General features: G+C 41.8%; 25 protein-coding genes. 22 read left to right on the top strand and 3 right to left on the bottom strand.

Annotated elements, in window-relative coordinates; genetic code table 11:
* Positions 1 to 23 precede the first annotated feature (23 nt).
* Positions 24 to 158: a YqzM family protein gene (locus BFI01S_RS22170; RefSeq protein WP_019382872.1), complete on the bottom strand. Its 135-nt coding sequence runs from the start codon at positions 156 to 158 to the stop codon at positions 24 to 26.
* A gap of 299 nt (positions 159 to 457) precedes the next feature.
* Here BFI01S_RS22170 and holA point away from each other — a divergent pair, with 299 nt between their 5' ends.
* On the top strand, positions 458 to 1,495 hold the full coding sequence (holA, locus tag BFI01S_RS01935; RefSeq protein WP_061791101.1) for a DNA polymerase III subunit delta: 1,038 nt from the start codon (positions 458 to 460) through the stop codon (positions 1,493 to 1,495).
* Positions 1,496 to 1,576: 81 nt separating this feature from the next.
* Here the strand turns inward: holA and rpsT are convergent, their stop codons facing one another.
* On the bottom strand, positions 1,577 to 1,843 hold the full coding sequence (gene rpsT / locus BFI01S_RS01930) for a 30S ribosomal protein S20 (protein WP_061791100.1): 267 nt from the start codon (positions 1,841 to 1,843) through the stop codon (positions 1,577 to 1,579).
* Between the two features lie 260 nt (positions 1,844 to 2,103).
* Between rpsT and gpr the strand changes: the two genes are divergently transcribed.
* The 13 genes from gpr to deoC all read left to right on the top strand — a co-directional run bounded on the left by gpr (position 2,104) and on the right by deoC (position 17,120).
* Positions 2,104 to 3,237, top strand: a complete 1,134-nt coding sequence (gene gpr, locus BFI01S_RS01925) for a GPR endopeptidase (protein ID WP_061791099.1) — start codon at positions 2,104 to 2,106, stop codon at positions 3,235 to 3,237.
* A gap of 69 nt (positions 3,238 to 3,306) precedes the next feature.
* The gene (gene spoIIP, locus BFI01S_RS01920; RefSeq protein ID WP_061791098.1) at positions 3,307 to 4,512 is read left to right on the top strand and encodes a stage II sporulation protein P; all 1,206 of its coding nucleotides are present in this window, start codon (positions 3,307 to 3,309) and stop codon (positions 4,510 to 4,512) included.
* A 17-nt stretch (positions 4,513 to 4,529) separates the two neighbouring features.
* Complete coding sequence (locus BFI01S_RS01915) at positions 4,530 to 4,862, top strand: YqxA family protein (protein WP_061791097.1); 333 nt, start codon at positions 4,530 to 4,532, stop codon at positions 4,860 to 4,862.
* 198 nt (positions 4,863 to 5,060) lie between these two features.
* The gene (gene lepA, locus BFI01S_RS01910; protein ID WP_061791096.1) at positions 5,061 to 6,896 is read left to right on the top strand and encodes a translation elongation factor 4; all 1,836 of its coding nucleotides are present in this window, start codon (positions 5,061 to 5,063) and stop codon (positions 6,894 to 6,896) included.
* A 121-nt stretch (positions 6,897 to 7,017) separates the two neighbouring features.
* Positions 7,018 to 8,151, top strand: coding sequence for a radical SAM family heme chaperone HemW (gene hemW / locus BFI01S_RS01905; protein WP_061791095.1), 1,134 nt, complete (start codon positions 7,018 to 7,020; stop codon positions 8,149 to 8,151).
* 120 nt (positions 8,152 to 8,271) lie between these two features.
* Positions 8,272 to 9,303, top strand: coding sequence for a heat-inducible transcriptional repressor HrcA (gene hrcA / locus BFI01S_RS01900; RefSeq protein WP_061791171.1), 1,032 nt, complete (start codon positions 8,272 to 8,274; stop codon positions 9,301 to 9,303).
* A gap of 96 nt (positions 9,304 to 9,399) precedes the next feature.
* Positions 9,400 to 10,011, top strand: coding sequence for a nucleotide exchange factor GrpE (gene grpE, locus BFI01S_RS01895; RefSeq protein WP_061791094.1), 612 nt, complete (start codon positions 9,400 to 9,402; stop codon positions 10,009 to 10,011).
* Positions 10,012 to 10,036: 25 nt separating this feature from the next.
* On the top strand, positions 10,037 to 11,866 hold the full coding sequence (gene dnaK / locus BFI01S_RS01890; RefSeq protein ID WP_061791093.1) for a molecular chaperone DnaK: 1,830 nt from the start codon (positions 10,037 to 10,039) through the stop codon (positions 11,864 to 11,866).
* A gap of 98 nt (positions 11,867 to 11,964) precedes the next feature.
* Positions 11,965 to 13,083, top strand: a complete 1,119-nt coding sequence (gene dnaJ, locus BFI01S_RS01885) for a molecular chaperone DnaJ (RefSeq protein ID WP_061791092.1) — start codon at positions 11,965 to 11,967, stop codon at positions 13,081 to 13,083.
* Positions 13,084 to 13,103: 20 nt separating this feature from the next.
* Positions 13,104 to 14,042: a 50S ribosomal protein L11 methyltransferase gene (prmA, locus tag BFI01S_RS01880; protein WP_061791091.1), complete on the top strand. Its 939-nt coding sequence runs from the start codon at positions 13,104 to 13,106 to the stop codon at positions 14,040 to 14,042.
* A gap of 130 nt (positions 14,043 to 14,172) precedes the next feature.
* Positions 14,173 to 14,922 (top strand): 16S rRNA (uracil(1498)-N(3))-methyltransferase, encoded by a 750-nt coding sequence (locus tag BFI01S_RS01875; protein ID WP_061791170.1) that lies wholly within the window; start codon positions 14,173 to 14,175, stop codon positions 14,920 to 14,922.
* Positions 14,923 to 14,928: 6 nt separating this feature from the next.
* Positions 14,929 to 16,281: a tRNA (N(6)-L-threonylcarbamoyladenosine(37)-C(2))-methylthiotransferase MtaB gene (mtaB, locus tag BFI01S_RS01870; protein WP_061791090.1), complete on the top strand. Its 1,353-nt coding sequence runs from the start codon at positions 14,929 to 14,931 to the stop codon at positions 16,279 to 16,281.
* 167 nt (positions 16,282 to 16,448) lie between these two features.
* Positions 16,449 to 17,120, top strand: coding sequence for a deoxyribose-phosphate aldolase (gene deoC, locus BFI01S_RS01865; RefSeq protein ID WP_061791089.1), 672 nt, complete (start codon positions 16,449 to 16,451; stop codon positions 17,118 to 17,120).
* A gap of 30 nt (positions 17,121 to 17,150) precedes the next feature.
* On the opposite strand, the gene BFI01S_RS01860 is transcribed toward deoC, so the two are convergent.
* A complete protein-coding gene (locus BFI01S_RS01860) occupies positions 17,151 to 18,071 on the bottom strand; it encodes a Na/Pi symporter (protein WP_061791088.1) in 921 nt (306 codons plus the stop codon).
* 239 nt (positions 18,072 to 18,310) lie between these two features.
* On the opposite strand from BFI01S_RS01860, the gene rpsU reads away from it, so the two are divergent.
* The 8 genes from rpsU (at position 18,311) to BFI01S_RS01820 (ending at position 24,550) form a co-directional block, all read left to right on the top strand.
* Positions 18,311 to 18,484 (top strand): 30S ribosomal protein S21, encoded by a 174-nt coding sequence (rpsU, locus tag BFI01S_RS01855; protein WP_009333009.1) that lies wholly within the window; start codon positions 18,311 to 18,313, stop codon positions 18,482 to 18,484.
* A gap of 15 nt (positions 18,485 to 18,499) precedes the next feature.
* Complete coding sequence (locus BFI01S_RS01850; RefSeq protein ID WP_035331153.1) at positions 18,500 to 18,943, top strand: GatB/YqeY domain-containing protein; 444 nt, start codon at positions 18,500 to 18,502, stop codon at positions 18,941 to 18,943.
* 215 nt (positions 18,944 to 19,158) lie between these two features.
* Positions 19,159 to 20,490, top strand: a complete 1,332-nt coding sequence (locus BFI01S_RS01845; RefSeq protein WP_061791087.1) for an NfeD family protein — start codon at positions 19,159 to 19,161, stop codon at positions 20,488 to 20,490.
* 20 nt (positions 20,491 to 20,510) lie between these two features.
* Entirely contained in the window at positions 20,511 to 21,509 is a 999-nt protein-coding gene (gene floA, locus BFI01S_RS01840; RefSeq protein ID WP_061791086.1) for a flotillin-like protein FloA, read from the top strand.
* A gap of 34 nt (positions 21,510 to 21,543) precedes the next feature.
* Positions 21,544 to 22,023: a YqfB family membrane protein gene (locus tag BFI01S_RS01835; RefSeq protein WP_061791085.1), complete on the top strand. Its 480-nt coding sequence runs from the start codon at positions 21,544 to 21,546 to the stop codon at positions 22,021 to 22,023.
* A 62-nt stretch (positions 22,024 to 22,085) separates the two neighbouring features.
* Positions 22,086 to 22,376, top strand: a complete 291-nt coding sequence (gene yqfC, locus BFI01S_RS01830) for a sporulation protein YqfC (RefSeq protein WP_061791084.1) — start codon at positions 22,086 to 22,088, stop codon at positions 22,374 to 22,376.
* 18 nt (positions 22,377 to 22,394) lie between these two features.
* A complete protein-coding gene (gene yqfD / locus BFI01S_RS01825) occupies positions 22,395 to 23,588 on the top strand; it encodes a sporulation protein YqfD (RefSeq protein ID WP_061791083.1) in 1,194 nt (397 codons plus the stop codon).
* On the top strand, positions 23,585 to 24,550 hold the full coding sequence (locus BFI01S_RS01820; RefSeq protein WP_061791082.1) for a PhoH family protein: 966 nt from the start codon (positions 23,585 to 23,587) through the stop codon (positions 24,548 to 24,550). Before yqfD ends, BFI01S_RS01820 begins: the two co-directional genes overlap by 4 nt.
* Positions 24,551 to 24,597: the final 47 nt, after the last annotated feature.

The following is a 24,597-nucleotide window of genomic DNA, read 5'->3' as shown; positions in this document are numbered from 1 at the left end:
TGACACATTACTGTATGTAGCCATTAAGCTCCTAAAAATTTAATGACTGTTGCAATAACAAATAACGTTGCGAAGAAACCGAATGATACGATGAATCCTACACCAGAGTCGATTGCATCATTACGTTTGCTTTGGACGTTCTTTTCAAATTCGTTCACAGTCTACCCCTCCTATTTCCTATATAGTATAAGTCATTCAAATGAAAAAATCTAGAGTTCGCCTGCCCTTTTCCTGCATTAGCAGGAGTTGTCACAAATATGACGAAACATCAAGGGGAACATAATAAAACAAAGGTGCACCGCAGCTTCCTGAGTTTCCCGGGCCTCAGGAATGCAGCGTTCTATATAGATTGGAAATTGGCGTTCATCTGGACGCCAATTTCTTATGTCTTGTCAAATTGCGATTGCTTCTTTAGGATATATAGTGAATATATTGTATGGCGAACGGAGAGAAGAAATTGGTTTTTGATATTTGGAACAGAATTAAAGCGAAAAGTTTTGCTCCTATTTATTTATTATACGGAACAGAACCTTATCTTATAAACGAAACGAAGCAGCTTCTGATCAGCAATGTGCTAAACGAAGATGAAGCTGATTTTAATTTATCCTCTTATGACCTTGAGGAAACCCCCATTGATACAGCGCTTGAAGATGCGGAGACATTTCCGTTTATGGGTGAAAGAAGACTGATTTTTTTACATAACCCGGTTTTTTTAACGTCAGAGAAATCGAAAGCTAAACAGGAGCATAACCTGGCTAAGCTTGAAGCCTATATTAAAGAGCCTGCTCCATATTCAGTGGTGGTATTTTCCTCATCGGCAGAAAAACTCGATGATCGGAAAAAAATAACCAAACAATTGAAAAAAACGGCTGCAGTCCTTGAAGCCAAGAAATTAAATGAAGGTGAATTGAAAGCCTGGATCAGGGAACGGGCAGCATTGAACGGTGTGCAGATTGATGAATCGGCTGTTGAGGTGATTTTGACATTGGCAGGCGCCAACCTGTTTATTCTGACCAACGAGATCGATAAATTAGCCCTATATGCGAATGACACAAAGCGGATAGATGAACAAATGGCAGAAAAAATGGTATCACGGTCTTTAGAGCAAAACATTTTTTCCCTTGTGGATAAGGTGGTTCACCGCAAAATAGAAGAAGCCCTGAGAATTTATTATGATTTATTAAAGCAAAATGAAGAGCCTATTAAGATTTTATCTGTTATTACTGGACAGTTCAGATTGATTTATCAGGTGAAGGAGCTTGCAAGAAGAGGCTACGGCCAGCAGCAGATTGCCGGCTATTTAAAGATTCATCCTTTCCGGGTAAAGCTGGCGGCTGGACAGGCTCAGCTGTTTGCAGACGAAGAACTGGCAGCGATCATAAGCTTGCTTGCTGATGCAGATTACCAAATGAAAACAGGAGGCATGAATAAAACCATGCTGATTGAAATGTTCCTGTTTCGTCTGCAAAGTCAGGCACTCAGAAAAAATCCATAATAAAAATGCGGTCCGCAATTTGGACCGCTTTTTTATGTAAAATAAAAGGCTATCCCTTAAGATAGCCGATATCTTTAAACATTACGCATTTAAAGAGTTCATTTTTTTCATTAAACGAGACTTTTTACGGGCAGCAGCATTTTTGTGGATAAGACCTTTTGCAGCAGCTTTGTCCAGTTTACGAGCAGCATCAGCGAAAGATGCTGTTGCAGCAGTAGAATCGTTGTTTACGATTGCAGCATCAACCTTCTTAACAGCTGTACGCATTGCTGATTTAACAGTAGCGTTTTGAGCGTTGCGAGCTTCGCTAGTTTTAACACGCTTGATAGCAGATTTAATGTTTGGCATTCCATTCACCTCCTGAAAAAGCATCGAGATTCTATAACTCGACATTCACGTTCATTAACAAATTCAGAACAAGTGATATTTTATCAAATACGGGGGCATAATGCAATACTCTGTACTTAAAATTACTGAAGGATAAATCGGGAAGTTCATTCTTTTTCTGCATGTTTTTAAATTTTAAAGGCAAAGATAGTATATATCTGAATTTTAGTAATTTGTCTGTTATTTTCCAGCCTAATAAGCTGAGATTGTGAGGGATACATGTGAAGGAATCAATAGATTTAAGCCAGTACTCAGTTCGAACGGATCTTGCCATTGAAGCCAGGGAAATGGTGATTTCCGGCAGGCAGAAGGACAATGATAATGTTCACGGGCAGGAGAATCTTTCCCAAATTGAAGGTGTCATAATTAAAGAAAAAGAAGAAAACGATATTAAAATTTCCTTTGTTGAAGTAACAAAGGAAGGAGCAGAAGCATTAGGGAAAAAGGAGGGCAAATATCTGACCCTCGAAGTGACGGGCATACGCCAGCAGGATACGGAGCTTCAGCATAAAGTGGAGACTGTATTTGCAAGTGAATTTTCCCAATTTATAAAGCAGCTGGGCATTAATGAAGATGCATCCTGTTTAATTGTCGGACTGGGCAATTGGAATGTCACTCCCGACGCACTGGGACCGCAAGTCTGCGAAAATCTGCTTATTACAAGACATCTCTATCAGCTGCAGCCTGAAAGCGTAGAAGAAGGCTACCGGCCGGTAAGTGCTATTTCTCCAGGGGTGATGGGCCTGACGGGAATTGAAACAAGTGACATTATTCATGGCATTGTTGAAAAAACAAAGCCCGACTTTGTCATTGCGATCGACGCTCTTGCTTCCCGATCAATTGAAAGAGTCAATTCTACCATTCAAATTTCGGATACAGGGATTCACCCTGGTTCTGGTGTAGGGAATAAACGTAAAGAAATCAGCAAAGAGACTTTAGGGATACCTGTCATAGCGATTGGCATCCCAACGGTTGTCGATGCCGTGTCCATCACAAGCGATACCATTGACTACATTCTGAAGCATTTCGGAAAGGAAATGAAAGAAGGCGGCCGCCCATCACGTGCCCTTGCCCCTGCAGGAATGACTTTTGGAGAGAAGAAAAAGCTGACAGATGAGGACCTCCCGGAAGAGCATCATAGAAAAACCTTCCTTGGCATGATCGGAACCTTGCCTGAAGAAGAGAAGCGGAAGCTTATTTATGAAGTTCTGTCTCCTTTGGGTCACAACCTTATGGTGACGCCAAAGGAAGTGGATGTATTTATTGAAGATATGTCAAACTTAATTGCCAATGGTTTGAACGCAGCGCTCCACCAGAAAGTGAATCAGGATAATGCCGGATTTTATACAAGATAGAAAATATCCTGTTCTATCTTCTCTAGCAAAGTCATAACATTTACTAGACTAGCAAGGAGAGGTGGAACAATGAAACCTTTTAAAACGAACGGATTTGTAGTAACTATCCAAGGGACAAGCCTGCTGAAGGCTATTGGCGGATTTCTGCTTTTTCTATTTATGATATTTTCCATAAGCGGAGCATTGACTTCCTTAAAGCCTGAATACCGAATCAGTTCTTCTTCAGTAAATTCTGCAGCGAACAGCCTGACAGGAGAAATGCTTTATCATTTTCTCGGATGGGAAAATCACGCATTTCTCCAAGGAGTTTCTGAAAGCAGTTCTCCCCCGGGCTTTGCCAATTTAATTTTTAAGCTATCCACGAATGTCAATTTGGATGATCCCAGAAGTCTTCTGGGAAGGGAGCTTCCTTTTTTCTCGATTTATGACAGTAAAATCCTGGTTGCAGGTGAGGGAACAGATTATACAAACATGCCTGTAGAATCTTCTCCGCCTTTAGAAGTACTCATGGCCGAACAGGAGGCAGCCCTGCAAAACACAGAAGGGCTTGAGCCATCTGGAGATAAAAAACAATCAAATGCCCCGCCGGTGTCTACAGGAGATAAAAAACCTGTCTATGTATACTTTTCACATAATACTGAATCCTATCTTCCATATCTGAAGGGTGTCACCAACCCTGATGCTGCCTACCATTCAAAAATTAATATTACTAAAATCGGTGACAAGCTTAAGGAAGAGATGGAGAGCAAAGGAATCGGCACCTTTGTGGATAAAACGGATATTCAGGGGAATTTAAACAAAAAGGGCTTATCATATGGACGCTCATATCAGGAATCCAGAGAGGTAGTCCAGGCAGCAATCACTTCCAATCGGGATCTGGCTTATTTAATCGATATTCACCGTGATTCAAAAAGAAAAATAGATACTACAAAAGAAATTAACGGAGAGTCTTATGCCAAGCTGGCTTTTATTATTGGAGGAAATAATCCGAATTACGAAAAGAACCTAAGATTTGCAAAAGAGCTGCATGATAGACTGAGCGTCAAGTACAAAGGATTAAGCAGGGGGATAATGAAAAAAGAAGGCGCAGGGACAAATGGCAACTTCAATCAGGATTTATCAGGCAATGCCATACTCATTGAGTTTGGGGGAGTCGATAATACGTTTGAGGAGTTAAACCGATCGGCCGAAGCACTCGCGGAAGTGTTCAGTGAATATTATTGGCAGGCCGAGGAAGTGAATTCACCGACTGGCGGTGAATCAGAAAAGAAATAATAATAGGATGATGCGGAATGAAAATGTTTATGCTTAAAGCTCTTTTTCTGGCAGCGCTCATGTTTGTCTCTGTGTTATTCGGAATGCAGCAGGCAAATGAAGGAATTCACAGAATGAAGGGATTCCATGACGGGGATTTCAAAAGTGCCCTGACCATAAATGAAACAAATGAAGGCGAAGTTCAGGCTTCTGTCCTGGGGAATGATGTGTCAAGCCATGATCTTCAGAAGAAAAGGGAAAAGCTTGAAGAAATGAAAGCATATAATTTCTTTTCATCTTTAGGAAAAAGCATATCAGAGCTGACAGAAAAATCGGTAGCAATCATCACAGACTTAATAACAGGGAAATAGGCTGCTCAGGAGGGCAGCCTTATTTTTTTGGGAAAATTAGCGGCTTAAAGCTTAGCGTTGAATCTTCACAAACCTACTGATATAATCAAAAATAGTGTATAAACTAAAAGGACTATTTTAAAATTAACTACACTTAGCTCCAGGCGCCTGTTACTAGGCGCTTGCGCTTTTCTATAGTAGGAGTTGAAATAATAAACAATGAACAGAGAAGAGAGACTAAAAAGGCAAGAGAAAATAAGGAATTTTTCGATCATCGCCCATATTGACCATGGTAAATCGACTTTGGCCGACAGAATTCTTGAAAAAACCAATGCGCTGACTTCACGCGAAATGAAGGACCAGCTCCTTGATTCCATGGATCTTGAAAGGGAGCGCGGCATTACGATCAAGCTGAATTCCGTTCAGTTAAAATATAAAGCGAAAGATGGAGAGATATACACTTTCCACTTAATAGATACACCGGGACACGTCGATTTTACATATGAAGTATCCCGAAGCCTTGCAGCATGTGAAGGAGCCATTCTGGTTGTGGATGCAGCTCAGGGTATTGAAGCGCAAACCCTTGCCAATGTTTATCTGGCCCTGGATAACGATCTTGAGATTCTTCCAATTATTAATAAGATCGACCTGCCAAGTGCGGATCCGGAAAGGGTTCGAAATGAAATCGAAGAAGTTATCGGCCTGGATGCATCTGAAGCAGTACTTGCTTCAGCAAAGGCTGGAATTGGAATAGAAGAAATTCTTGAACAGGTCGTTGAAAAAGTTCCTGCTCCAGTAGGGGATCCGGATGCCCCATTAAAGGCTCTTATATTTGATTCCCTTTATGATGCCTACCGCGGTGTAGTGGCCTATATCCGTGTGGTTGAGGGTACGGTAAAAGTAGGGGATAAAATTAAAATGATGGCAACCGGAAAAGAGTTTGAAGTCACAGAGGTTGGTGTGTTTACGCCAAAATCAACGCCATTGCCTGAATTGTCAGTTGGAGACGTGGGGTTTTTGACTGCTGCAATCAAAAATGTTGGTGATACACGTGTGGGTGATACCATTACAAGCGCAAAAAACGGTGCTGAAGAAGCTCTTCCTGGATACAGAAAGATGAACCCGATGGTTTATTGCGGACTTTATCCAATTGATAGCGCCAAGTTCAATGACCTGCGTGAAGCGCTTGAAAAGCTGGAGCTGAATGATTCCGCCCTTCAGTTTGAACCGGAAACTTCACAGGCACTCGGATTTGGATTCCGCTGCGGTTTCCTTGGATTGCTTCACATGGAAATTATCCAGGAGCGCATTGAGCGCGAATTCAAAATAGATTTGATTACAACAGCACCTAGTGTTATCTATGATGTTATCATGACAGACGGCACTGAGGTTAAAGTGGATAACCCATCCAATATGCCTGACCCTCAGAAGATTGACCGTGTTGAAGAACCTTATGTAAAAGCTACAATGATGGCTCCGAATGATTATGTGGGAGCAATAATGGAACTTTGCCAGCAAAAGCGCGGCATCTTTATTGATATGCAATACATGGATGAAACCAGAGTAAACATTATATATGAAATTCCTTTATCGGAAATTGTTTATGACTTCTTTGATCAGCTAAAATCCAATACAAAAGGATATGCCTCTTTTGATTATGAATTAATTGGGTACAAGCCATCAAAACTTGTTAAGATGGATATTCTGTTAAATGCAGAAAAGGTAGATGCATTGAGCTTCATCGTTCATAAGGATTTTGCTTATGAAAGAGGAAAAGTAATCGTTGAGAAGTTAAAAGAGCTAATTCCCCGTCAGCAGTTTGAGGTTCCTATTCAAGCGGCGATCGGCCAGAAAATTGTAGCCCGCTCAACCATTAAAGCCATCCGCAAAAATGTATTGGCTAAATGTTACGGCGGAGACATTTCCCGTAAACGTAAATTATTGGAGAAGCAGAAAGAAGGTAAAAAGCGGATGAAGCAGGTTGGTTCTGTTGAAGTTCCGCAGGAAGCTTTCATGGCCGTCTTGAAGATGGACGATAATACCCCTAAAAAGTAAAATATTTGCTTTGTTTTAAGAGGTTAGATATGCTGTCATAATAATAACAGCACTAGCCTCTTTTTATTTAGGAAACTGCTGTATATGAATGTTGATTGAATGATGGAAAGTAGTGAAATGAATGATTAAAGCAGCTTATATACACATTCCCTTTTGTGAACATATCTGCCATTATTGTGATTTTAATAAAGTGTATTTGAAGAACCAGCCGGTTAAAGAATACCTTGACTCTCTTGACAAAGAGATGGATCTTGCTTTGAAAGAAACACCAGCATCGCGCCTGGACTCCATCTTTGTCGGAGGCGGCACACCTACAGCGCTGAACGGGAAACAGCTTGAACAGCTCTGCAGCACAATTAAACGTCAGCTGCCCTATGACTCTTTCACAGAATATACATTTGAAGCGAATCCCGGAGATCTCTCTAAGGAAAAGCTTCAAATATTGCATGATGCCGGAGTCAACAGGCTCAGCTTTGGTGTCCAGACATTCAACGATGAACTCTTAAAAAGAATTGGAAGGTCACACCGGGCAAAAGATGTTCTTCAGTCAATTGAAGCTGCAAAACAAGTAGGTTTCGATAACATTAGCATCGATCTTATATACAGTCTTCCCGGCCAGACACTTCAGGACTTTAAAGATACACTTGAGACATCATTTACATTGGATATTGTTCATTATTCGGGCTATTCTCTGATCATTGAGCCCAAGACGGTATTCTATAATCTGATGAGGAGAGGGAAACTGCCGACACCCGGAGAAGATGTGGAAGCTGAAATGTATGACTTATTGATGGAGCAAATGGACAAACATGGATTTGCCCAATATGAAATCAGCAATTTTGCCAAACCTGGCTATGAGAGCAGGCATAACATCACTTATTGGGATAATGAATGGTACTTCGGTTTTGGGGCAGGTGCGCATGGCTATGTTAATGGGCTTCGCCGTTCAAACCACGGCCCTCTGAAAAAATATATGGAGCAAATTGAAAAGGGCCAGCTTCCGATCCTTGAAGAACATAAGGTGCCCCTTGAAGAACAGATGGAAGAGGAAATGTTTCTTGGGCTGAGAAAAAAAGCAGGTGTCTCAATTAGTCGCTTTAAAGAGAAATTTGGCAAAGACCCGCTTGTGCACTTTGAAAATCAAATTAAACAGCACACCGAAAAAAAATTAATTATTGCCGGGGAAGAGCATATTAAATTGACAAGGCGAGGCCGATTTCTCGGAAATGAAGTATTTCAGTCCTTTATAGGGTAATCTGCCTTGGGATCCTTCAGGAAAAAAGGAAGCCAAATTATTGACACTGCACGTATGATTTGATAATTTATTAGTAGAATTAGCACTCGGGGGTAAAGAGTGCTAACAGAGGTGATAACTGTGTTAACAGATCGTCAATTATTAATTTTTCAAGTAATTGTTGATGATTTTATTCAAACTGCACAGCCTGTGGGGTCGAGAACTCTGTCGAAAAAAGAAGAAATTTCTTTTAGTTCCGCAACGATCAGAAATGAGATGGCTGATTTAGAGGAACTTGGGTTTATTGAGAAAACACACACCTCATCGGGGAGGATTCCATCTGAAAAAGGGTACCGCTACTACGTGGATCACCTTTTATCCCCGCAAAAATTAAATCAGCATGATATCCACAAAGTACAATCGATCTTTGCAGAAAGAATTTATGAGCTGGAGAAAATTGTTCAAAAATCGGCAAAAATCCTATCTGAGCTGACTAATTATACATCCATAGTCCTCGGGCCTGCAGTCAGGGATAACAAGCTGAAGAGAATTCAGATTGTTCCTTTGAATAAAGAAACAGCGATAGCAATTATTATCACAGATACAGGCCATGTGGAAAACAGAATGTTCCACTTGCCGGAAAACATTGATGCAGGTGATTTGGAAAAAGTCGTCAATATCCTTAATGACCGTCTTGCCGGTGCACCATTGGAAAGTCTGAACAATAAGTTATATAAAGAGGTTGCCGTCCTTTTAAGGCATCATATCAGTAATTATGATCTAATGCTGAATTCAATTGCCGATACAATAAAGATACCGGCCTATGATAAGCTTTTCTTTGGCGGTAAAACAAATATGCTCAGCCAGCCGGAGTTTCATGATATTGAAAAGGTTAAAAACCTCATGAATATGATCGAGCAGGAAAAAGGCATATATGATTTACTGAGTAAAAATAAGTCTGGGATCAATATTAAAATCGGCCGGGAAAATAATAATTCAGCAATGGAAAACTGCAGTCTGATAACAGCAAGCTATTCAATCGGCACCGAACAGCTCGGCACAATTGCCATTCTGGGCCCTACCAGAATGGAGTATTCAAGAGTCATCAGCTTATTGAACTATATCAGTGCAGACTTATCATCTGTTTTATCCAAGTTGTATCAAAACAGATGATGGTGGAGATATTGATTAAGGGTGGAAAAACCTTTCCACTCCTTTCCTTATGTTTTTTTTACTCTATAATACAGCGATTCTTTAAGGGAGGTGAACATGTTGGCAGAAGAGAAAGAGACATTGAACCATGAATTAAATGAACAAACCAGCGAACCTGAAGGAACTGAAAATGAGGCTCCTATTGAAGAGGTATTTGCAGAGGCTGATGAAGCAGATGCGGGTCCTGATGAGGGAACTGATGCCGAGCTTACAGCAGCAAATGCAAGAATAGCTGAATTGGAAGGCAAGCTGGAAGAGGCTGAAAATCGCATCTACCGCCTTCAGGCTGATTTTGAAAATTCCCGGCGCCGTGCAAGGCTGGACCTTGATGCGTCTGAAAAATATAGAGCACAAAGCTTAATCTCTGATTTGCTACCTGCGCTTGACAATTTTGAAAGAGCCCTTCAGATGGAAGCTGAAAATGATCAGGCTAAATCTATTCTTCAAGGAATGGAAATGGTTTATCGAAGCTTGGTGGAGGCTATTAAAAAAGAAGGCGCAGAACAGATTGAGGCAGTTGGGAAAGAATTCGACCCTCATTTGCACCAGGCTGTGATGCAGGTAGAAGATGAGAATTTTGATTCCAATATCGTGGTCGAAGAGTTCCAAAAAGGCTACAAGCTAAAGGATCGAGTCATTCGTCCATCAATGGTTAAAGTAAATCAATAACTACATATTTGGGGAGGTAAATAACATGAGCAAAATTATCGGAATCGATTTAGGTACAACAAACTCATGTGTCGCTGTACTTGAAGGCGGCGAACCGAAAGTAATTCCAAATCCGGAAGGCAACCGTACAACGCCATCAGTTGTAGCGTTTAAAAACGGCGAGCGTCAGGTTGGTGAGGTGGCAAAGCGCCAGTCTATTACAAACCCGAACACCATCATGTCCGTTAAACGCCATATGGGTACAGATCATAAAACAGAGGTTGAAGGAAAGGAATACTCTCCGCAAGAGGTTTCTGCTATTATTCTTCAATATTTGAAATCTTATGCAGAAGACTATCTTGGCGAGAAAGTTACTAAAGCGGTAATCACAGTTCCAGCATATTTCAACGATGCTGAGCGTCAGGCAACAAAGGATGCAGGCCGAATTGCCGGCTTGGAAGTTGAACGCATCATCAACGAACCGACTGCTGCAGCTTTGGCATATGGACTTGATAAAATGGATGAAGACCAGACAATCCTTGTTTATGACCTTGGCGGCGGTACATTTGACGTATCTATCCTTGAGCTGGGAGATGGTGTATTTGAAGTAAAATCCACTGCCGGGGATAACCGTCTTGGCGGAGATGATTTTGACCAGGTAATTATTGATTACCTCGTTGATCAATTCAAAAAAGAGAACGGCATTGATCTTTCTAAAGATAAAATGGCTCTGCAGCGTTTAAAAGATGCTGCTGAAAAAGCGAAAAAGGATCTTTCCGGTGTAACTTCCACACAAATTTCACTACCGTTTATCACTGCCGGGGAAGCTGGACCTTTACACCTGGAAGTAACACTTTCAAGAGCTAAATTTGAAGAGCTGTCTGCAGATCTTGTTGAACGTACAATGGGACCTACACGCCAGGCATTAAAGGATGCTGGCTTGACTCCTTCAGAAATCGATAAAGTTATCCTTGTGGGCGGTTCAACACGTATTCCGGCTGTACAGGAAGCAATCAAAAAAGAAACAGGAAAAGAACCGCACAGAGGAGTTAACCCTGATGAGGTTGTAGCTATGGGTGCAGCTATTCAGGGCGGTGTCATCACTGGTGATGTTAAGGATGTTGTCCTTCTGGACGTAACACCTTTGTCTCTTGGAATTGAAACAATGGGCGGTGTGTTCACTAAACTGATTGAACGCAATACAACTATTCCAACATCAAAATCCCAGGTGTTCTCAACTGCTGCTGATAATCAGTCTGCTGTTGATATCCATGTTCTTCAAGGGGAGCGCCCAATGGCAGCGGATAACAAAACACTTGGCCGTTTCCAGCTAGGGGATATTCCTCCAGCTCCGCGTGGTGTGCCGCAGATCGAAGTGTCTTTTGATATCGATAAAAATGGTATCGTAAACGTACGCGCTAAAGACCTGGGCACAAACAAAGAGCAAGCCATTACGATCAAATCATCAACAGGATTATCTGATGATGAAATTGAAAAAATGGTAAGAGAAGCTGAAGAAAACGCTGAAGCTGATAAGAAGCGCAAAGAAGAAGTTGAACTCCGCAATGAAGCGGACCAGCTGGTATTCACTACTGAAAAGACTTTAAAAGATCTTGAAGGCAAAGTGGATGAAGCAGATGTGAACAAAGCAAATGAAGCTAAAGAAGCACTGAAAGCTGCAATTGAAAAGAACGATCTGGATGAAATCCGTGCTAAGAAAGATGCTTTACAGGAAGTTGTTCAGGCGTTAACAATGAAGCTTTATGAGCAGGCGCAGGCTGCTCAGGGACCCCAGGGCGCAGAAGGTGCTGAAAGCAAAAATGATGACGATAACGTTGTAGATGCTGAGTTCGAAGAAGTTAAAGACGATAAATAATTTCTGAATCTTTTAAGTCAAAGTCAGGTCTTTCTTGGCTTTGGCTTTTATTTTTGATACAATAATCTTTATGTGAAATGAATCGGGGAGTGGTAATCATGAGTAAAAGGGATTACTATGAGGTTCTCGGAATCAGCAAGGGTGCATCCAAGGATGAAATTAAGAAGGCATATCGAAAGCTTTCAAAGAAATACCATCCTGATATTAACAAAGATCCTGATGCTGACGAGAAGTTCAAGGAAGTTAAAGAAGCATATGAAGTCTTAAGCGACGACCAGAAAAAGGCCCACTATGATCAATTTGGCCATACGGATCCTAATCAAGGCTTTGGCGGAGCCGGTTTTGAAGGTTTCGGAGGATTTGAAGACATTTTCAGCACCTTCTTCGGAGGGGGCTCCCGCAGGCGTGATCCTAACGCCCCAAGACAGGGGGCAGATTTACAGTACACCATGTCCTTAACTTTTGAGGAAGCAGTATTTGGCAAAGAGACCGATATTGAAATTCCTCGCGAAGAGACGTGCGAGACCTGCAGCGGTTCAGGCGCTAAACCGGGAACTAAGCCGGAAACATGCCGTCATTGTCATGGATCAGGTCAGTTGAATGTTGAACAAAATACGCCATTTGGCAAGATCGTAAATAGAAGAGTTTGCCACTACTGTAATGGTACCGGCAAAGAAATCAAAGAAAAGTGCACAACCTGCCGTGGAGCCGGTAAAGTGCAAAAACGCAGAAAGATACACGTGAAAATTCCTGCCGGCATTGATGATGGCCAGCAGCTTCGCGTAGCAGGCCAGGGGGAACCAGGTGTTAACGGAGGACCTCCAGGCGACCTTTATGTTGTATTCCATGTGCGGTCACATGAGTTTTTTGAGCGTGATGGCGATGATGTTTATTGTGAAATGCCTATAACATTTGTGCAGGCTGCTCTCGGCGATGAAATAGAAGTGCCGACACTGCATGGGAAAGTAAAACTCAAAGTCCCTTCAGGCACACAAACAGGAACCAAATTCCGTCTGAAGGGAAAAGGTGTGCCAAATGTAAGAGGATACGGAACAGGAGATCAGCATATAATTGTCCGCGTTATTACTCCGACAAAGCTGACCGAAAAACAGAAGCAGCTGTTAAGCGAGTTTGCTGAAGTCAGCGGAACAGTTCCGCAGGGAGAACAGGAAGAAAGCTTTTTTTCTAAAGTAAAACGAGCCTTTAAAGGTGAATAAAGGAATGGGAGTTGGTAGTAGTGAAATGGTCAGAAATCAGTATTCATACCGCAAATGAAGCTGTTGAACCGATTTCGAATATTTTGCATGAAGCCGGAGCAAGCGGAGTTGTAATAGAGGATCCTTTAGAACTTGTAAAAGAAAGAAAGGATCAATTCGGTGAAATCTACCAGCTCAATCCGCAGGACTATCCTGAAGAAGGCGTAATTGTAAAAGCATATTTGCCAGTAAACAGTTTCCTTGGGGAAACAGTTGATGAAATAAAAGAAGCAATCAATAACCTCATTTTATTTAACATCGATATTGGCGCAAATAAAGTCAGCATTAGTGAGGTAAACGAAGAAGAATGGGCTACTGCCTGGAAAAAATATTATAACCCTGTAAAAATTTCAGAACGCTTTACCATTGTCCCAACCTGGGAGGATTACACACCTGTCAGCAGTGATGAGCTTATCATAGAGCTTGACCCAGGCATGGCCTTTGGAACGGGAACACACCCTACGACGGTAATGTGTATCCAGGCACTTGAAAGAACAGTAAAACAGGGTGATAAAGTTGTAGATGTAGGAACAGGATCGGGTGTCTTAAGCATTGCTGCAGCTATGCTCGGTGCCGGGAAGGTAAAAGCCCTTGATCTTGATGAAGTGGCAGTAAATTCAGCTAAATTAAATATTAAGCTGAATAAAGTGCAGCATATAGTGGATGTATCACAAGGAAATCTGCTCGATGGTGTCAGCCAGGGTGCAGATGTGGTCGTTGCCAACATCCTTGCTGAAGTAATTCTCCGCTTTACAGATGATGTTGCATCAGTCGTAAAGGAAGGCGGATTCTTCATCGCTTCAGGCATTATCCAGCAGAAGAAACAGGAAGTAAAAGATGCTATTTCCGCTGCAGGGTTTGAAATAGAAGAAACCATACAAATGGAAGATTGGGTTGCCATTTTGGCAAGGAGGAAGTAATCAGAAAGGCTCCTGTACCTCGATGGTGGGAGGTGCAGGAGCTGGTCATACCGTAAAAAGGGGGTAATGAACTTACCCTCCTTTTTACAGTTGAATGAATCTTGGACAGGTTAGAAAGAGGGTGCCGATTGTGCAGCGGTATTTCACAGAAAATGCAGTTAAAGATAAGTACTTTCATATTAAAGGGGAAGACCGTCATCATATAGTGAAGGTAATGCGCATGAAAGAAGGCGACAAAATTATCTGTGTCGATCCATCCCAAAATAGTGCACTTTGCTCAATTGCAGAAATTACCGATGAACATGTTGCTGCAGAAGTTGTACAATGGATTGAAGGGTCTTCTGAGCTGCCTGCCGATGTTACTATTGTGAGCGGACTGCCTAAAGGGGATAAGCTGGAGTGGATCATTCAAAAGGGCACTGAGCTGGGAGCTCACCGTTTTATCCCTTTTACTTCAGCTCGTTCAGTAGTAAAATGGGATGCGAAGAAATCTGTGAAAAAAGCAGAGAGATGGCAGAAGATTGCTAAAGAAGCTGCTGAACAGTCACACAGGAGCATAGTGCCTGAAGTGTTTGCTCCGCTTGATTTAAAGTCATTGCTGAAAATATCAGCTGATTATTCATATAAATTGATTGCCTTTGAGGAAGAAGCGAAGCAGGGAGAGGACTCTGTGCTCTATAAAACACTTTCTTCCATGAACAAAGGAGAATCACTTTTAGTTGTATTCGGACCTGAAGGCGGTCTTGCAGATAATGAAGTTTCATTGCTGCTGGAAGCAGGCTTTCTTGCCTGCGGGTTGGGACCGCGTATTTTAAGGACAGAGACAGCACCTCTCTATTTGCTGTCAGCTGTTTCCTATCATTTTGAATTAATGGGGTGAATTTAGATGCCTGCAGTTGCATTTCATACACTTGGATGCAAAGTCAATCATTACGAAACAGAAGCCATTTGGCAGCTGTTCAAAGAAGCTGGCTATGAACGGACAGACTTCGAATCCGTTTCAGATGTTTATGTAATTAATACATGCACGGTTACAAATACCGGTGATAAGAAAAGCCGCCAGGTAATCAGAAGGGCAATCAGAAAAAACCCTGATGCGGTTATCTGTGTAACGGGCTGTTATGCACAAACCTCACCTGCCGAAATTATGGCAATCCCTGGAGTAGATATCGTTGTAGGGACTCAGGATCGGGTAAAAATGCTTGAATATATCGAGCAGTATAAACAAGAACGTCAGCCGATCAATGGTGTTGGAAACATTATGAAGAACCGTGTCTACGAAGAGCTTGATGTGCCGGCATTTACAGATCGGACACGTGCTTCCCTTAAAATTCAGGAAGGCTGCAATAACTTCTGTACATTCTGTATTATTCCCTGGGCGCGCGGCTTAATGAGATCCAGAGACCCGAAAGAAGTAATCCGGCAGGCTCAGCAGCTTGTTGATGCCGGATATAAAGAAATCGTTCTGACTGGAATCCATACAGGCGGCTATGGCGAAGACATGAAGGATTACAATCTGGCTATGCTTCTTACGGATCTGGAATCACAGGTAAAAGGGCTCAAACGTTTAAGAATCTCTTCAATTGAAGCCAGCCAAATTACAGATGAAGTCATTGAAGTTATGGATAAGTCCAAGGTCGTGGTAAGGCACTTGCACATTCCTCTGCAGTCAGGCTCAAATACGGTTCTTAAAAGAATGCGCCGCAAATATACAATGGAGTTTTTTGCAGAGCGTCTCGAGCGCTTGAAGGAAGCTCTTCCGGGTTTGGCTGTTACATCGGATGTTATCGTTGGCTTCCCGGGGGAAACAGAAGAAGAATTTATGGAAACCTACAACTTTATTAAAGAGCATAAATTCTCCGAGCTTCATGTATTCCCATATTCAAAGCGGACAGGAACACCTGCTGCGAGAATGGACGATCAGATTGATGAAGAAGTCAAAAACGAGCGTGTTCATCGCCTGATTGCCCTGTCAGATCAGCTTGCAAAAGAATATGCATCTCAGTACGAAGGTGAAGTTCTTGAAGTGATCCCGGAGGAAAGATTTAAGGAAAGCAGTGACAGCAATTTATTTGTCGGATACACTGACAATTATTTAAAAATTGTCTTCCCGGCAACAGAAGAAATGGTCGGCCAGATTGTAAAAGTAAAAATTACAAAAGCCGGCTACCCATACAATGAAGGTCAATTTGTAAGAGTCCTTGATGAATTGAATGAAACAGAAGAGGCGGCAGTTTAAAGGAATTACCCTAGGGTAGTTCTTTTTTTTATAAATTTATTAATAACTATTGGGAAAACTACTTTCGAAAACGATTACAAAAAATATAAATAGTGCTCGATATTTTTTATTCTAAGTGATATTATGAAAGAGGTACGTACAACTGTTTTTTTAAAGGAGTAGTTAAAATGACAAATAATGTAGCAAAAATGATCGATCATACATTACTTAAAGCTGATGCAACAAAAGACCAAATAGAAAAAATCTGTGCAGAAGCTAAAGAATACAATTTTGCGTCTGTTTGTGTTAATCCGACATGGGTTAAACTCTCAAGCGACCTGCTAAACGGTACCGAAGTGAAGGTCTGCACAGTAATCGGCTTCCCGCTGGGAGCTTCCACACCTGAAACAAAAGCATTTGAAACAAAGAATGCTATTGAAAACGGTGCAACAGAAGTAGATATGGTAATCAACATAGGCGCTTTAAAAGGCGGAGACAATGAGCTGGTTGAACGGGACATACGTGCGGTTGTAGACGCTGCAAAAGGAAAAGCATTAACCAAGGTTATTATCGAAACTTGCCTTCTGACTGAAGAAGAAAAAGTTAGAGCATGTGAGCTATCTGTAAAAGCTGGTGCTGACTTTGTTAAAACATCTACAGGATTCTCAACAGGCGGCGCAACTGCTGAAGATATTGCCCTCATGAGAAAAACTGTCGGGCCTGATATTGGCGTAAAAGCTTCGGGCGGAGTAAGAAGTGCAGAAGATGCACAGAAAATGATCGAAGCTGGTGCAACGAGAATTGGAGCAAGCTCTGGCGCTGCTATTGTCAACGGTTTAACAAGCGATTCGGATTACTAAGAAAATGCCGGGATTTCCCGGCATTTTTTTTTATCGGCCGTGCAGCTTTATGACAAATCTTCCAAACTGATTTGCAAATGGAAGAACAAGCAGAGTAGATATTACATTAAATAAAACACTGATATGTGCAAGCTGCACATCTGGAGAACTGGCTGCACTCTCTCCGAAAACAGCAAGGGCATGAATAAAAGGATAAAAGGCCGCTACACCCAAACAGTTCAGCCATATATGGGCAAAGGCAGTCAGTTTTGCTTCTTTTCCTGAACCTATGGATGCTAAATATGCGTCTGCGCATGTACCTATATTAGATCCAAGCATTATGGCAATGCCGGTATCCAAATCCATAGCGCCAGCAGTTAAAAAGCCCATGATAATGCCAGTTGTTGCTGTGCTTGATTGGATGATCGCCGTAAGTACAATGCCGGCAGCCGCAGCGAACATATAATTCCCGTCCAAAGTAAGCAGCCAGTGATTGACCATATCATTATCTTTAACAGAACCAGCGAGATATTCAAACCCCCGCATAGCTGCAAAAACTGCTGATAAACCAAGTAAGGCCAGACCGTAGCTTCGCAAGCTCTTATTCTTCAGAACAGCCAGGATGCTTCCGGCAGCAGCAAGCGGAATAATATACGATTCTATATTAAAAGTGATTAATTCTGTCGTAAATGTTGTTCCTATGTTGGTCCCTAATATGATGCCAATCGTCTGGGGAAAAGTCAGCATCCGTGCAGAAACCATTCCAATTGTTATGATCATTACCGCTGAACTGCTCTGCAGGACAGCTGTGACGATTGTGCCAATAACAGTGCCTTTCCAAGGTGAATTTGTCATCACTGCCAGCCAATTCTTTAATGAACCGGCAGATAAATTAAACAGACCCGATCTTAAGAGTGTCATACCATAAATAAATAACCCGATTAGCAGAAAAAATAATAAAAGCTGGACCAAGCAGTATTCACCCCCTACATTAGATACTATGGGACACTCTGCCTGGACATGCTTATGTGTGAAAAATTGTTTAGCTTGTCAGGAATGGGGTACAAAATAAACACAATCTAATAAAAATCAATCCCGCAGCAGGCTAATTACTGTTGACCTTGATAAGCTGTTATATTATAATTGCAAGGTACATGGAATAAACCATGTTGTTGATGTAAGTGTGTTGTGCTCGGAGGGAGGGAAAGAGAATGTCTAAAACCGTCGTTCGTAAAAACGAATCGCTTGAAGATGCTCTTCGTCGCTTCAAACGTTCAGTATCAAAAACTGGTACTTTGCAGGAAGCAAGAAAGCGCGAATTCTACGAAAAACCTAGTATTAAACGTAAGAAAAAGTCTGAGGCTGCTAGAAAGCGTAAGTGGTAAGAGAGGGTGTATGTAATGAGTCTTCTCGAGCGTTTAAATGAAGATATGAAACAAGCGATGAGGAATAAAGAAAAAGAAAAGCTTACTGTTATTCGTATGATTAAAGCTTCGCTTCAAAACGAAGCAATCAAGCTTGGTGAAGATCTTAACGAAGAACAGGAGCTAACTGTCCTTTCTCGCGAAGTTAAACAACGCAAGGATTCCCTCCATGAATTTGAAAAAGCAGGTCGTGAAGATCTTGTTGAAAAAATTCGTACTGAACTTCAGTATGTCGAATTATATATGCCAAAACAGCTCTCTGAAGATGAAGTTTCAAAAATTGTTGCAGAAACAATTGCAGAAACAGGTGCTTCTTCAAAAGCTGATATGGGAAAAGTGATGGCTGCTATCATGCCTAAGGTAAAAGGCAAAGCAGATGGTTCACTTATAAATAAACTTGTACAACAACACCTTTCATAAAACTATGCATTAAAAGACCGAAAGCCAATGGCTGACGGTCTTTTTTACTTTCTTTCGTAACAGCAAAAGGCCGGGTTGAATGAAAATGAATTACTCTTGTTTCTAGGTTATACTAAAGCTGTAGCAGATTTCTGTATAAATAAAAATGAAACTTTTTAATGATTCAATCGTACATACATATAGAAATCATTTTTGCGGATAAAGGGGGGAAGGATTTGATTGCCAGAAGAGCAATAACCGCCTTTGCATTGTTTTTTGCTCTGCTGCTGCTGGGAAGCCCTTTTCAAGGAAAAGCCGATAATGAAAAAGTGCTGATTGTTCCTATCGAAGAAACGGTGGAGAAAGGGCTATATGCATTTTTAAATAGAGCGGTGCAAACAGCTGAAGAAGAAAATGCATCAGCGATAATATTTGAAATAAATACACCCGGAGGGGCAGTGGATGCAGCCGGGCAAATTGGAAAGCTGTTAACCTCAACAAATGTAAAAACTATATCTTTTGTCAATAAGCATGCCTTATCTGCAGGTGCCTATATAGCTTTGAATACGGATGAAATCTACATGGTGCCGGGTTCAACGATGGGTTCAGCCGCAATCATTGACCAGCAGGGAAATACAGCTGGCAAGAAAGCAGAATCATACTGGTTTGCGGCAATGCAGAGTGCGGCCTCACAAACGGACAGAGATCCTGTTTATGCCCTTGCTATGGCGGATGAATCGGTGGATCTGCCTGAATTGGGGGCACCGAAAGGAAAGCTGCTTACCCTCACAGCTGAACAGGCTGAGCAGGTTGGCTATTCGGAAGGTACGGTAGATTCAAGGGCGGAGCTACTGAAAGTGCTCGGATTTAATGAAGCTAATATACAGACAATTGATGAAAGCTTTGCAGAAAAGATTGCCCGTTTTATTACGCACCCTGTCGTTATACCAATTCTATTATCCATTGGAAGCCTCGGGCTGGTTCTGGAGCTGTATTCACCAGGGTTCGGCATCCCTGGATTAATGGGGTTGTCGTCCCTGCTTCTGTTCTTTTATGGCCATATGGTCGCCGGGCTGGCAGGATATGAGACCTTAATTCTGTTTGTAATAGGGATTGGCTTAATAATAGCTGAGTTTTTCCTTCCTGGAGGAATTGCGGGAATAGCCGGTATAGCAGCAATACTGGGGAGTCTGTTCCTGGCTTCGGATAATATGGCCCATATGGGAATGTCTATTTTAATTGCTATGGGAGTTTCAATATTGGCATCTATATTAATGATAAAGGTGTTTGGTAAAAAGATGAAATTCTTTAAAAAAATTATTTTAACCGATAGCACAAATACTGAAAAAGGTTATATCTCAAATAAGAGCAGGCTTGAACTGATTGGCCTTGAGGGTTATGCTCTTACTGCTCTAAGACCTTCAGGTACTGTAGTTATAGGCGATGAGAGAATTGATGTTGTCAGTGAGGGAGCCTTTATCCTTAAAGGGGCAAAAGTAAAAGTAGTTAAAGCGGAAGGTTCACGTATTGTTGTCAGAGAAATATCTAAGCTTGATTTAGATAAATAAAATCATCAGGAGGTAAGATTATGTTAGAAGCAGGAACAGTAGCAATATTGGTTGCCGTTGTACTCGGTGTTATATTGCTGGGGATATTATTCACCTTTGTACCGGTTATGCTGTGGATATCAGCATTGGCAGCGGGTGTCAAAGTCAGTATCTTTACATTAATTGGAATGAGGCTTCGCCGGGTTATACCTAGCCGTGTTATTAACCCACTAATTAAGGCACATAAAGCAGGGATAAATGTCTCTACAAACCAGCTGGAGAGCCATTATTTGGCTGGAGGTAATGTAGACAGGGTGGTAAACGCCCTAATTGCAGCACATCGTGCAAATATTGATTTAAGCTTTGAACGAAGTGCAGCCATTGACCTGGCTGGCCGTGACGTGCTGGAAGCAGTTCAGATGAGTGTTAATCCTAAAGTAATTGAAACACCATTTATTGCAGGTGTGGCAATGGATGGGATTGAAGTTAAGGCAAAAGCGAGAATCACTGTAAGAGCCAATATTGACCGCCTTGTGGGAGGTGCAGGTGAGGAAACAATCGTTGCGCGGGTAGGTGAAGGGATCGTTTCTACAATTGGTTCCTCGGATAATCACAAGAAAGTGTTGGAGAATCCGGATATGATTTCTCAGACTGTTCTTTCAAAAGGTCTGGATGCAGGAACTGCTTTTGAAATCCTCTCGATTGATATTGCAGATGTGGATATCGGCAAAAATATTGGTGCAGAACTTCAGACTGAACAGGCTGAAGCAGACAAGAAGATTGCCCAGGCTAAAGCCGAAGAAAGACGTGCTATGGCTGTTGCTCAGGAACAGGAAATGAAAGCCCGTGTTGAAGAAATGAGAGCGAAGGTTGTGGAAGCAGAGGCACAGGTGCCGCTTGCCATGTCAGAAGCGCTGCGTTCCGGAAATATCGGGGTAATGGACTATATGAATATCCAGAACATCTCGGCTGATACCGAAATGAGGGATTCAATTGGCAATATGAGTGACGACGGCAAAAATGGCCGGAAAAATGACTAAATGATCCCATAAAGGGAGAAGGGAGGAAACTCTCTTGGAATTTTTATTGGAGAATCCTTTTATTCTAATTGCTGTCATAGCTTTCATTTCCTCCTTTTTCAAAAAAAAGAAGGAGGAGAAGCCCGTTAAAAAGGCTCCCCGATCAGTACAGCAAGAGAACCGGGCACAGGCGGAAAGAACTTCTGCAGATCCTGCTTTGGCCGAAGTGCTGAAAGAGGAAAAAAGGAAGCTGACCGAGAAATCCAGAAGAATAGAGGAAGATTACAGACAGCGTAAACAGCAGGCAGAACAAAGCATGAAGGCTCTCCAGAGTCAGCAGAGAGCTGCTGAAAGAAAAGCAAGCGCAATATCGAGAACAGCAGCCAATTCAAAAACAGGATACCCGGTGGAAGCCTCAGGATCCGGAAAGTTTGAGCCGCAGAAACAGTCGCTTGTTGACGGGATTATCTGGTCCGAAATTCTTGGACCTCCAAGATCAAAAAATCCTCACAGGTCTCTCAACAGACAGCGGTAAAAAATAAGTGCTAGAACCTTCGTTCATTTCATAAATATGAGATGAAAGGGGGTTCTTTTTTTATGGCAAAAACGTGGGGACAATTCGTCCGCGGCTGGATGACTAAAAATATGGAGCTTCCTCAAGATGTCATGATGGATCTGCCCCGCATTACAATGATCGGGCAAATCCATATCTATATAGAAAACCACAGGGGATTACTGGCTTTTTCAGATAAGGAATTAAGACTTCTTTTGAAGCAGGGACAGCTTTTAATAAGAGGGAAAGCCTTCGTCATAAAAACGATACTGCCGGAAGAAATACTGCTCGAGGGAAAAATTGATTCAGTAACTTATATTACAGACACTGATTAAGAATTCAGGGGGAAGGAAATGAAGAACCAGTGGATTGAATTTTACAGGGGCCTTGTCACAGTTAAAGCAAGCGGGAAAGGAATAGAAAGATTTATTAATGCGCTTACCCGGAGCGGAATCAATATCTGGAATGTAAAGAACCATGGAACGCAATCTGTCACCTTCAAAATGAAAGTGGAAGATGCAAAAAAAATAAGGAGCCACGCCAGGAACAGCGATTGCAGAATCGAGTTCCTGCAGCGGGCAGGAGCACCGTTCCTTATGAAAAGGCTGCTGAAAAACAGCGGATTTGCAGCTGGTGCCCTCGCTTTTTTTGCTGTCATTCTCCTTTTATCCAATATGGTTTGGGGCATAGAAATTAAGGGGGCAAATCCTGCAACTGAATATCAGATCATCAAAGAATTGGACAAGATGGGGGTTAAAAAAGGAAAGCTGCAGTTTTTTGCAGATAACGTGGAGTCTATTCAGCGGACGCTATCCAACAATATTGAGGCAATAACCTGGGTTGGCGTGGAGTTAAAAGGGACAACCTACCACCTGCAGGTAGTTGAGAAAAATGAACCTGAGAAGCCCGAGTATTTAAGTCCGCGTCATCTGGTAGCCAAAAAGAAAGCTGTCATTGTAGAAATGTTTGTTGAAGAAGGACGTCCTGTCGTCGATATTCATGATCATGTTCAGCCAGGACAGCTTTTAGTCTCCGGGATAATCGGGAAAGAGGGCCAAACGGAGACTGTTCCTTCAAAAGGGGAGGTTTTCGGGGAGACCTGGTATAAATCTGAAGTCATTCTTCCGCTTAAGAGCACATTCAAAGTCTTTAGCGGCAATGAAAAAGTAAAGCATGCCATCACAATCGGAAATCTTGAGATTCCCATTTGGGGATTTGGGAAACCGGAGTTTGAAGAATATGAATTAGAGGAAAATGAGAAAGCAGTAAAGTTTCTGAAATGGAAACTGCCTGTTTCATACGTAAATAAGACCTTCCGTGAAAGAGAACAGGTCACCAGAATATATTCCAATAAAGAAGCTTTTGAAGCTGCGAAAGATTTGGCAAGAAAAAAAATAAAAAGCAGCTTAGATGAAAATGCTAAAGTTAAGGGAGAAAAAGTTTTGCACCAATCAATTGACAATGGTAAAGTAACTATAGCAATACATTTCCAAATTATTGAGAATATTGCAGAAGGACAACCAATTATTCAAGGAGATTCGGAATGACAGAAGACTTGAAAACAATGAACCTGCAGCTTGAAGATCCTAATGAAGCCATTGCATTATTAGGCAATTCAGATGCAAACCTAAAAATTATTGAGCAAGAACTGAATGTTTCCATTGTAACCAGGGGAGAATCCGTTTATGTGTCTGGGGAAATGGACAAAGTGGAACTGGCTGGAAAGGTTCTGGATAAACTGCTTTATGTAATCCGGAAAGGAATAAATATAAGCCAGAGAGATGTTATGTATGCTCTTCAAATGGCAAACAAGGGAACACTAGAGTATTTCAGTGATTTATACGAAGAAGAAATCACAAAAAATGCAAAAGGAAAGTCTATTCGTGTTAAGACATTAGGACAGCGTCAATACATTCATGCAATCCGCCAAAATGACCTGGTTTTTGGCATAGGGCCAGCAGGAACAGGAAAAACGTATTTGGCAGTTGTCATGGCTGTCAATGCCTTGAAAAATGGGAATGTGAAAAGAATCATTCTTACCCGCCCTGCAGTCGAAGCAGGCGAAAGCCTGGGCTTTCTGCCGGGGGATCTGAAGGAAAAAGTCGATCCTTACTTAAGGCCTTTGTATGATGCTTTGCATGATATATTAGGTGCAGAGCATACACAAAGAATGATTGAAAGAGGCACGATTGAAATTGCACCGCTGGCTTATATGCGCGGAAGAACATTAGATGATGCCTTTGTGATTCTGGATGAAGCACAAAATACAACTCAGGCTCAAATGAAGATGTTTCTAACCAGGCTGGGCTTTGGTTCAAAAATGATTATTACCGGAGACAGAACACAGGTTGACCTTCCAAAGGGTGTAAAATCTGGCCTGATTGCAGCAGAAGACATACTCAAGGGTGTAAGCGGACTATCATTCGTTCATTTAGAACAAAGTGATGTTGTGCGGCACCCGCTTGTGGCCAGGATTATTCAGGCATACCAAAAAGAAGATAACCAATGAAGCTATAAGCCGCCGTTTTTGGCGGTTTTTTGTGCGACGGGCAGTCA

It is taken from the genome of Cytobacillus firmus NBRC 15306 (assembly GCF_001591465.1).
Classification (GTDB): Bacteria; Bacillota; Bacilli; order Bacillales; family Cytobacillaceae; genus Cytobacillus; species Cytobacillus firmus.
The sequence above is the reverse complement of the archived record's forward strand: the minus strand, read 5'-3'. Positions and strand labels throughout refer to the sequence as shown.

Bases quoted from the DNA above. Each gene is read 5' to 3' on its own strand.
- rpsT (WP_061791100.1), bottom strand. From the start codon at position 1,843: ATGCCAAACATTAAATCTGCTATCAAGCGTGTTAAAACTAGCGAAGCT.
- spoIIP (WP_061791098.1), top strand. From the start codon at position 3,307: ATGAAACCTTTTAAAACGAACGGATTTGTAGTAACTATCCAAGGGACA.
- BFI01S_RS01915 (WP_061791097.1), top strand. From the start codon at position 4,530: ATGAAAATGTTTATGCTTAAAGCTCTTTTTCTGGCAGCGCTCATGTTT.
- lepA (WP_061791096.1), top strand. From the start codon at position 5,061: ATGAACAGAGAAGAGAGACTAAAAAGGCAAGAGAAAATAAGGAATTTT.
- hemW (WP_061791095.1), top strand. From the start codon at position 7,018: ATGATTAAAGCAGCTTATATACACATTCCCTTTTGTGAACATATCTGC.
- grpE (WP_061791094.1), top strand. From the start codon at position 9,400: ATGTTGGCAGAAGAGAAAGAGACATTGAACCATGAATTAAATGAACAA.
- dnaK (WP_061791093.1), top strand. From the start codon at position 10,037: ATGAGCAAAATTATCGGAATCGATTTAGGTACAACAAACTCATGTGTC.
- dnaJ (WP_061791092.1), top strand. From the start codon at position 11,965: ATGAGTAAAAGGGATTACTATGAGGTTCTCGGAATCAGCAAGGGTGCA.
- mtaB (WP_061791090.1), top strand. From the start codon at position 14,929: ATGCCTGCAGTTGCATTTCATACACTTGGATGCAAAGTCAATCATTAC.
- deoC (WP_061791089.1), top strand. From the start codon at position 16,449: ATGACAAATAATGTAGCAAAAATGATCGATCATACATTACTTAAAGCT.
- rpsU (WP_009333009.1), top strand. From the start codon at position 18,311: ATGTCTAAAACCGTCGTTCGTAAAAACGAATCGCTTGAAGATGCTCTT.
- BFI01S_RS01850 (WP_035331153.1), top strand. From the start codon at position 18,500: ATGAGTCTTCTCGAGCGTTTAAATGAAGATATGAAACAAGCGATGAGG.
- floA (WP_061791086.1), top strand. From the start codon at position 20,511: ATGTTAGAAGCAGGAACAGTAGCAATATTGGTTGCCGTTGTACTCGGT.
- yqfC (WP_061791084.1), top strand. From the start codon at position 22,086: ATGGCAAAAACGTGGGGACAATTCGTCCGCGGCTGGATGACTAAAAAT.
- yqfD (WP_061791083.1), top strand. From the start codon at position 22,395: ATGAAGAACCAGTGGATTGAATTTTACAGGGGCCTTGTCACAGTTAAA.
- BFI01S_RS01820 (WP_061791082.1), top strand. From the start codon at position 23,585: ATGACAGAAGACTTGAAAACAATGAACCTGCAGCTTGAAGATCCTAAT.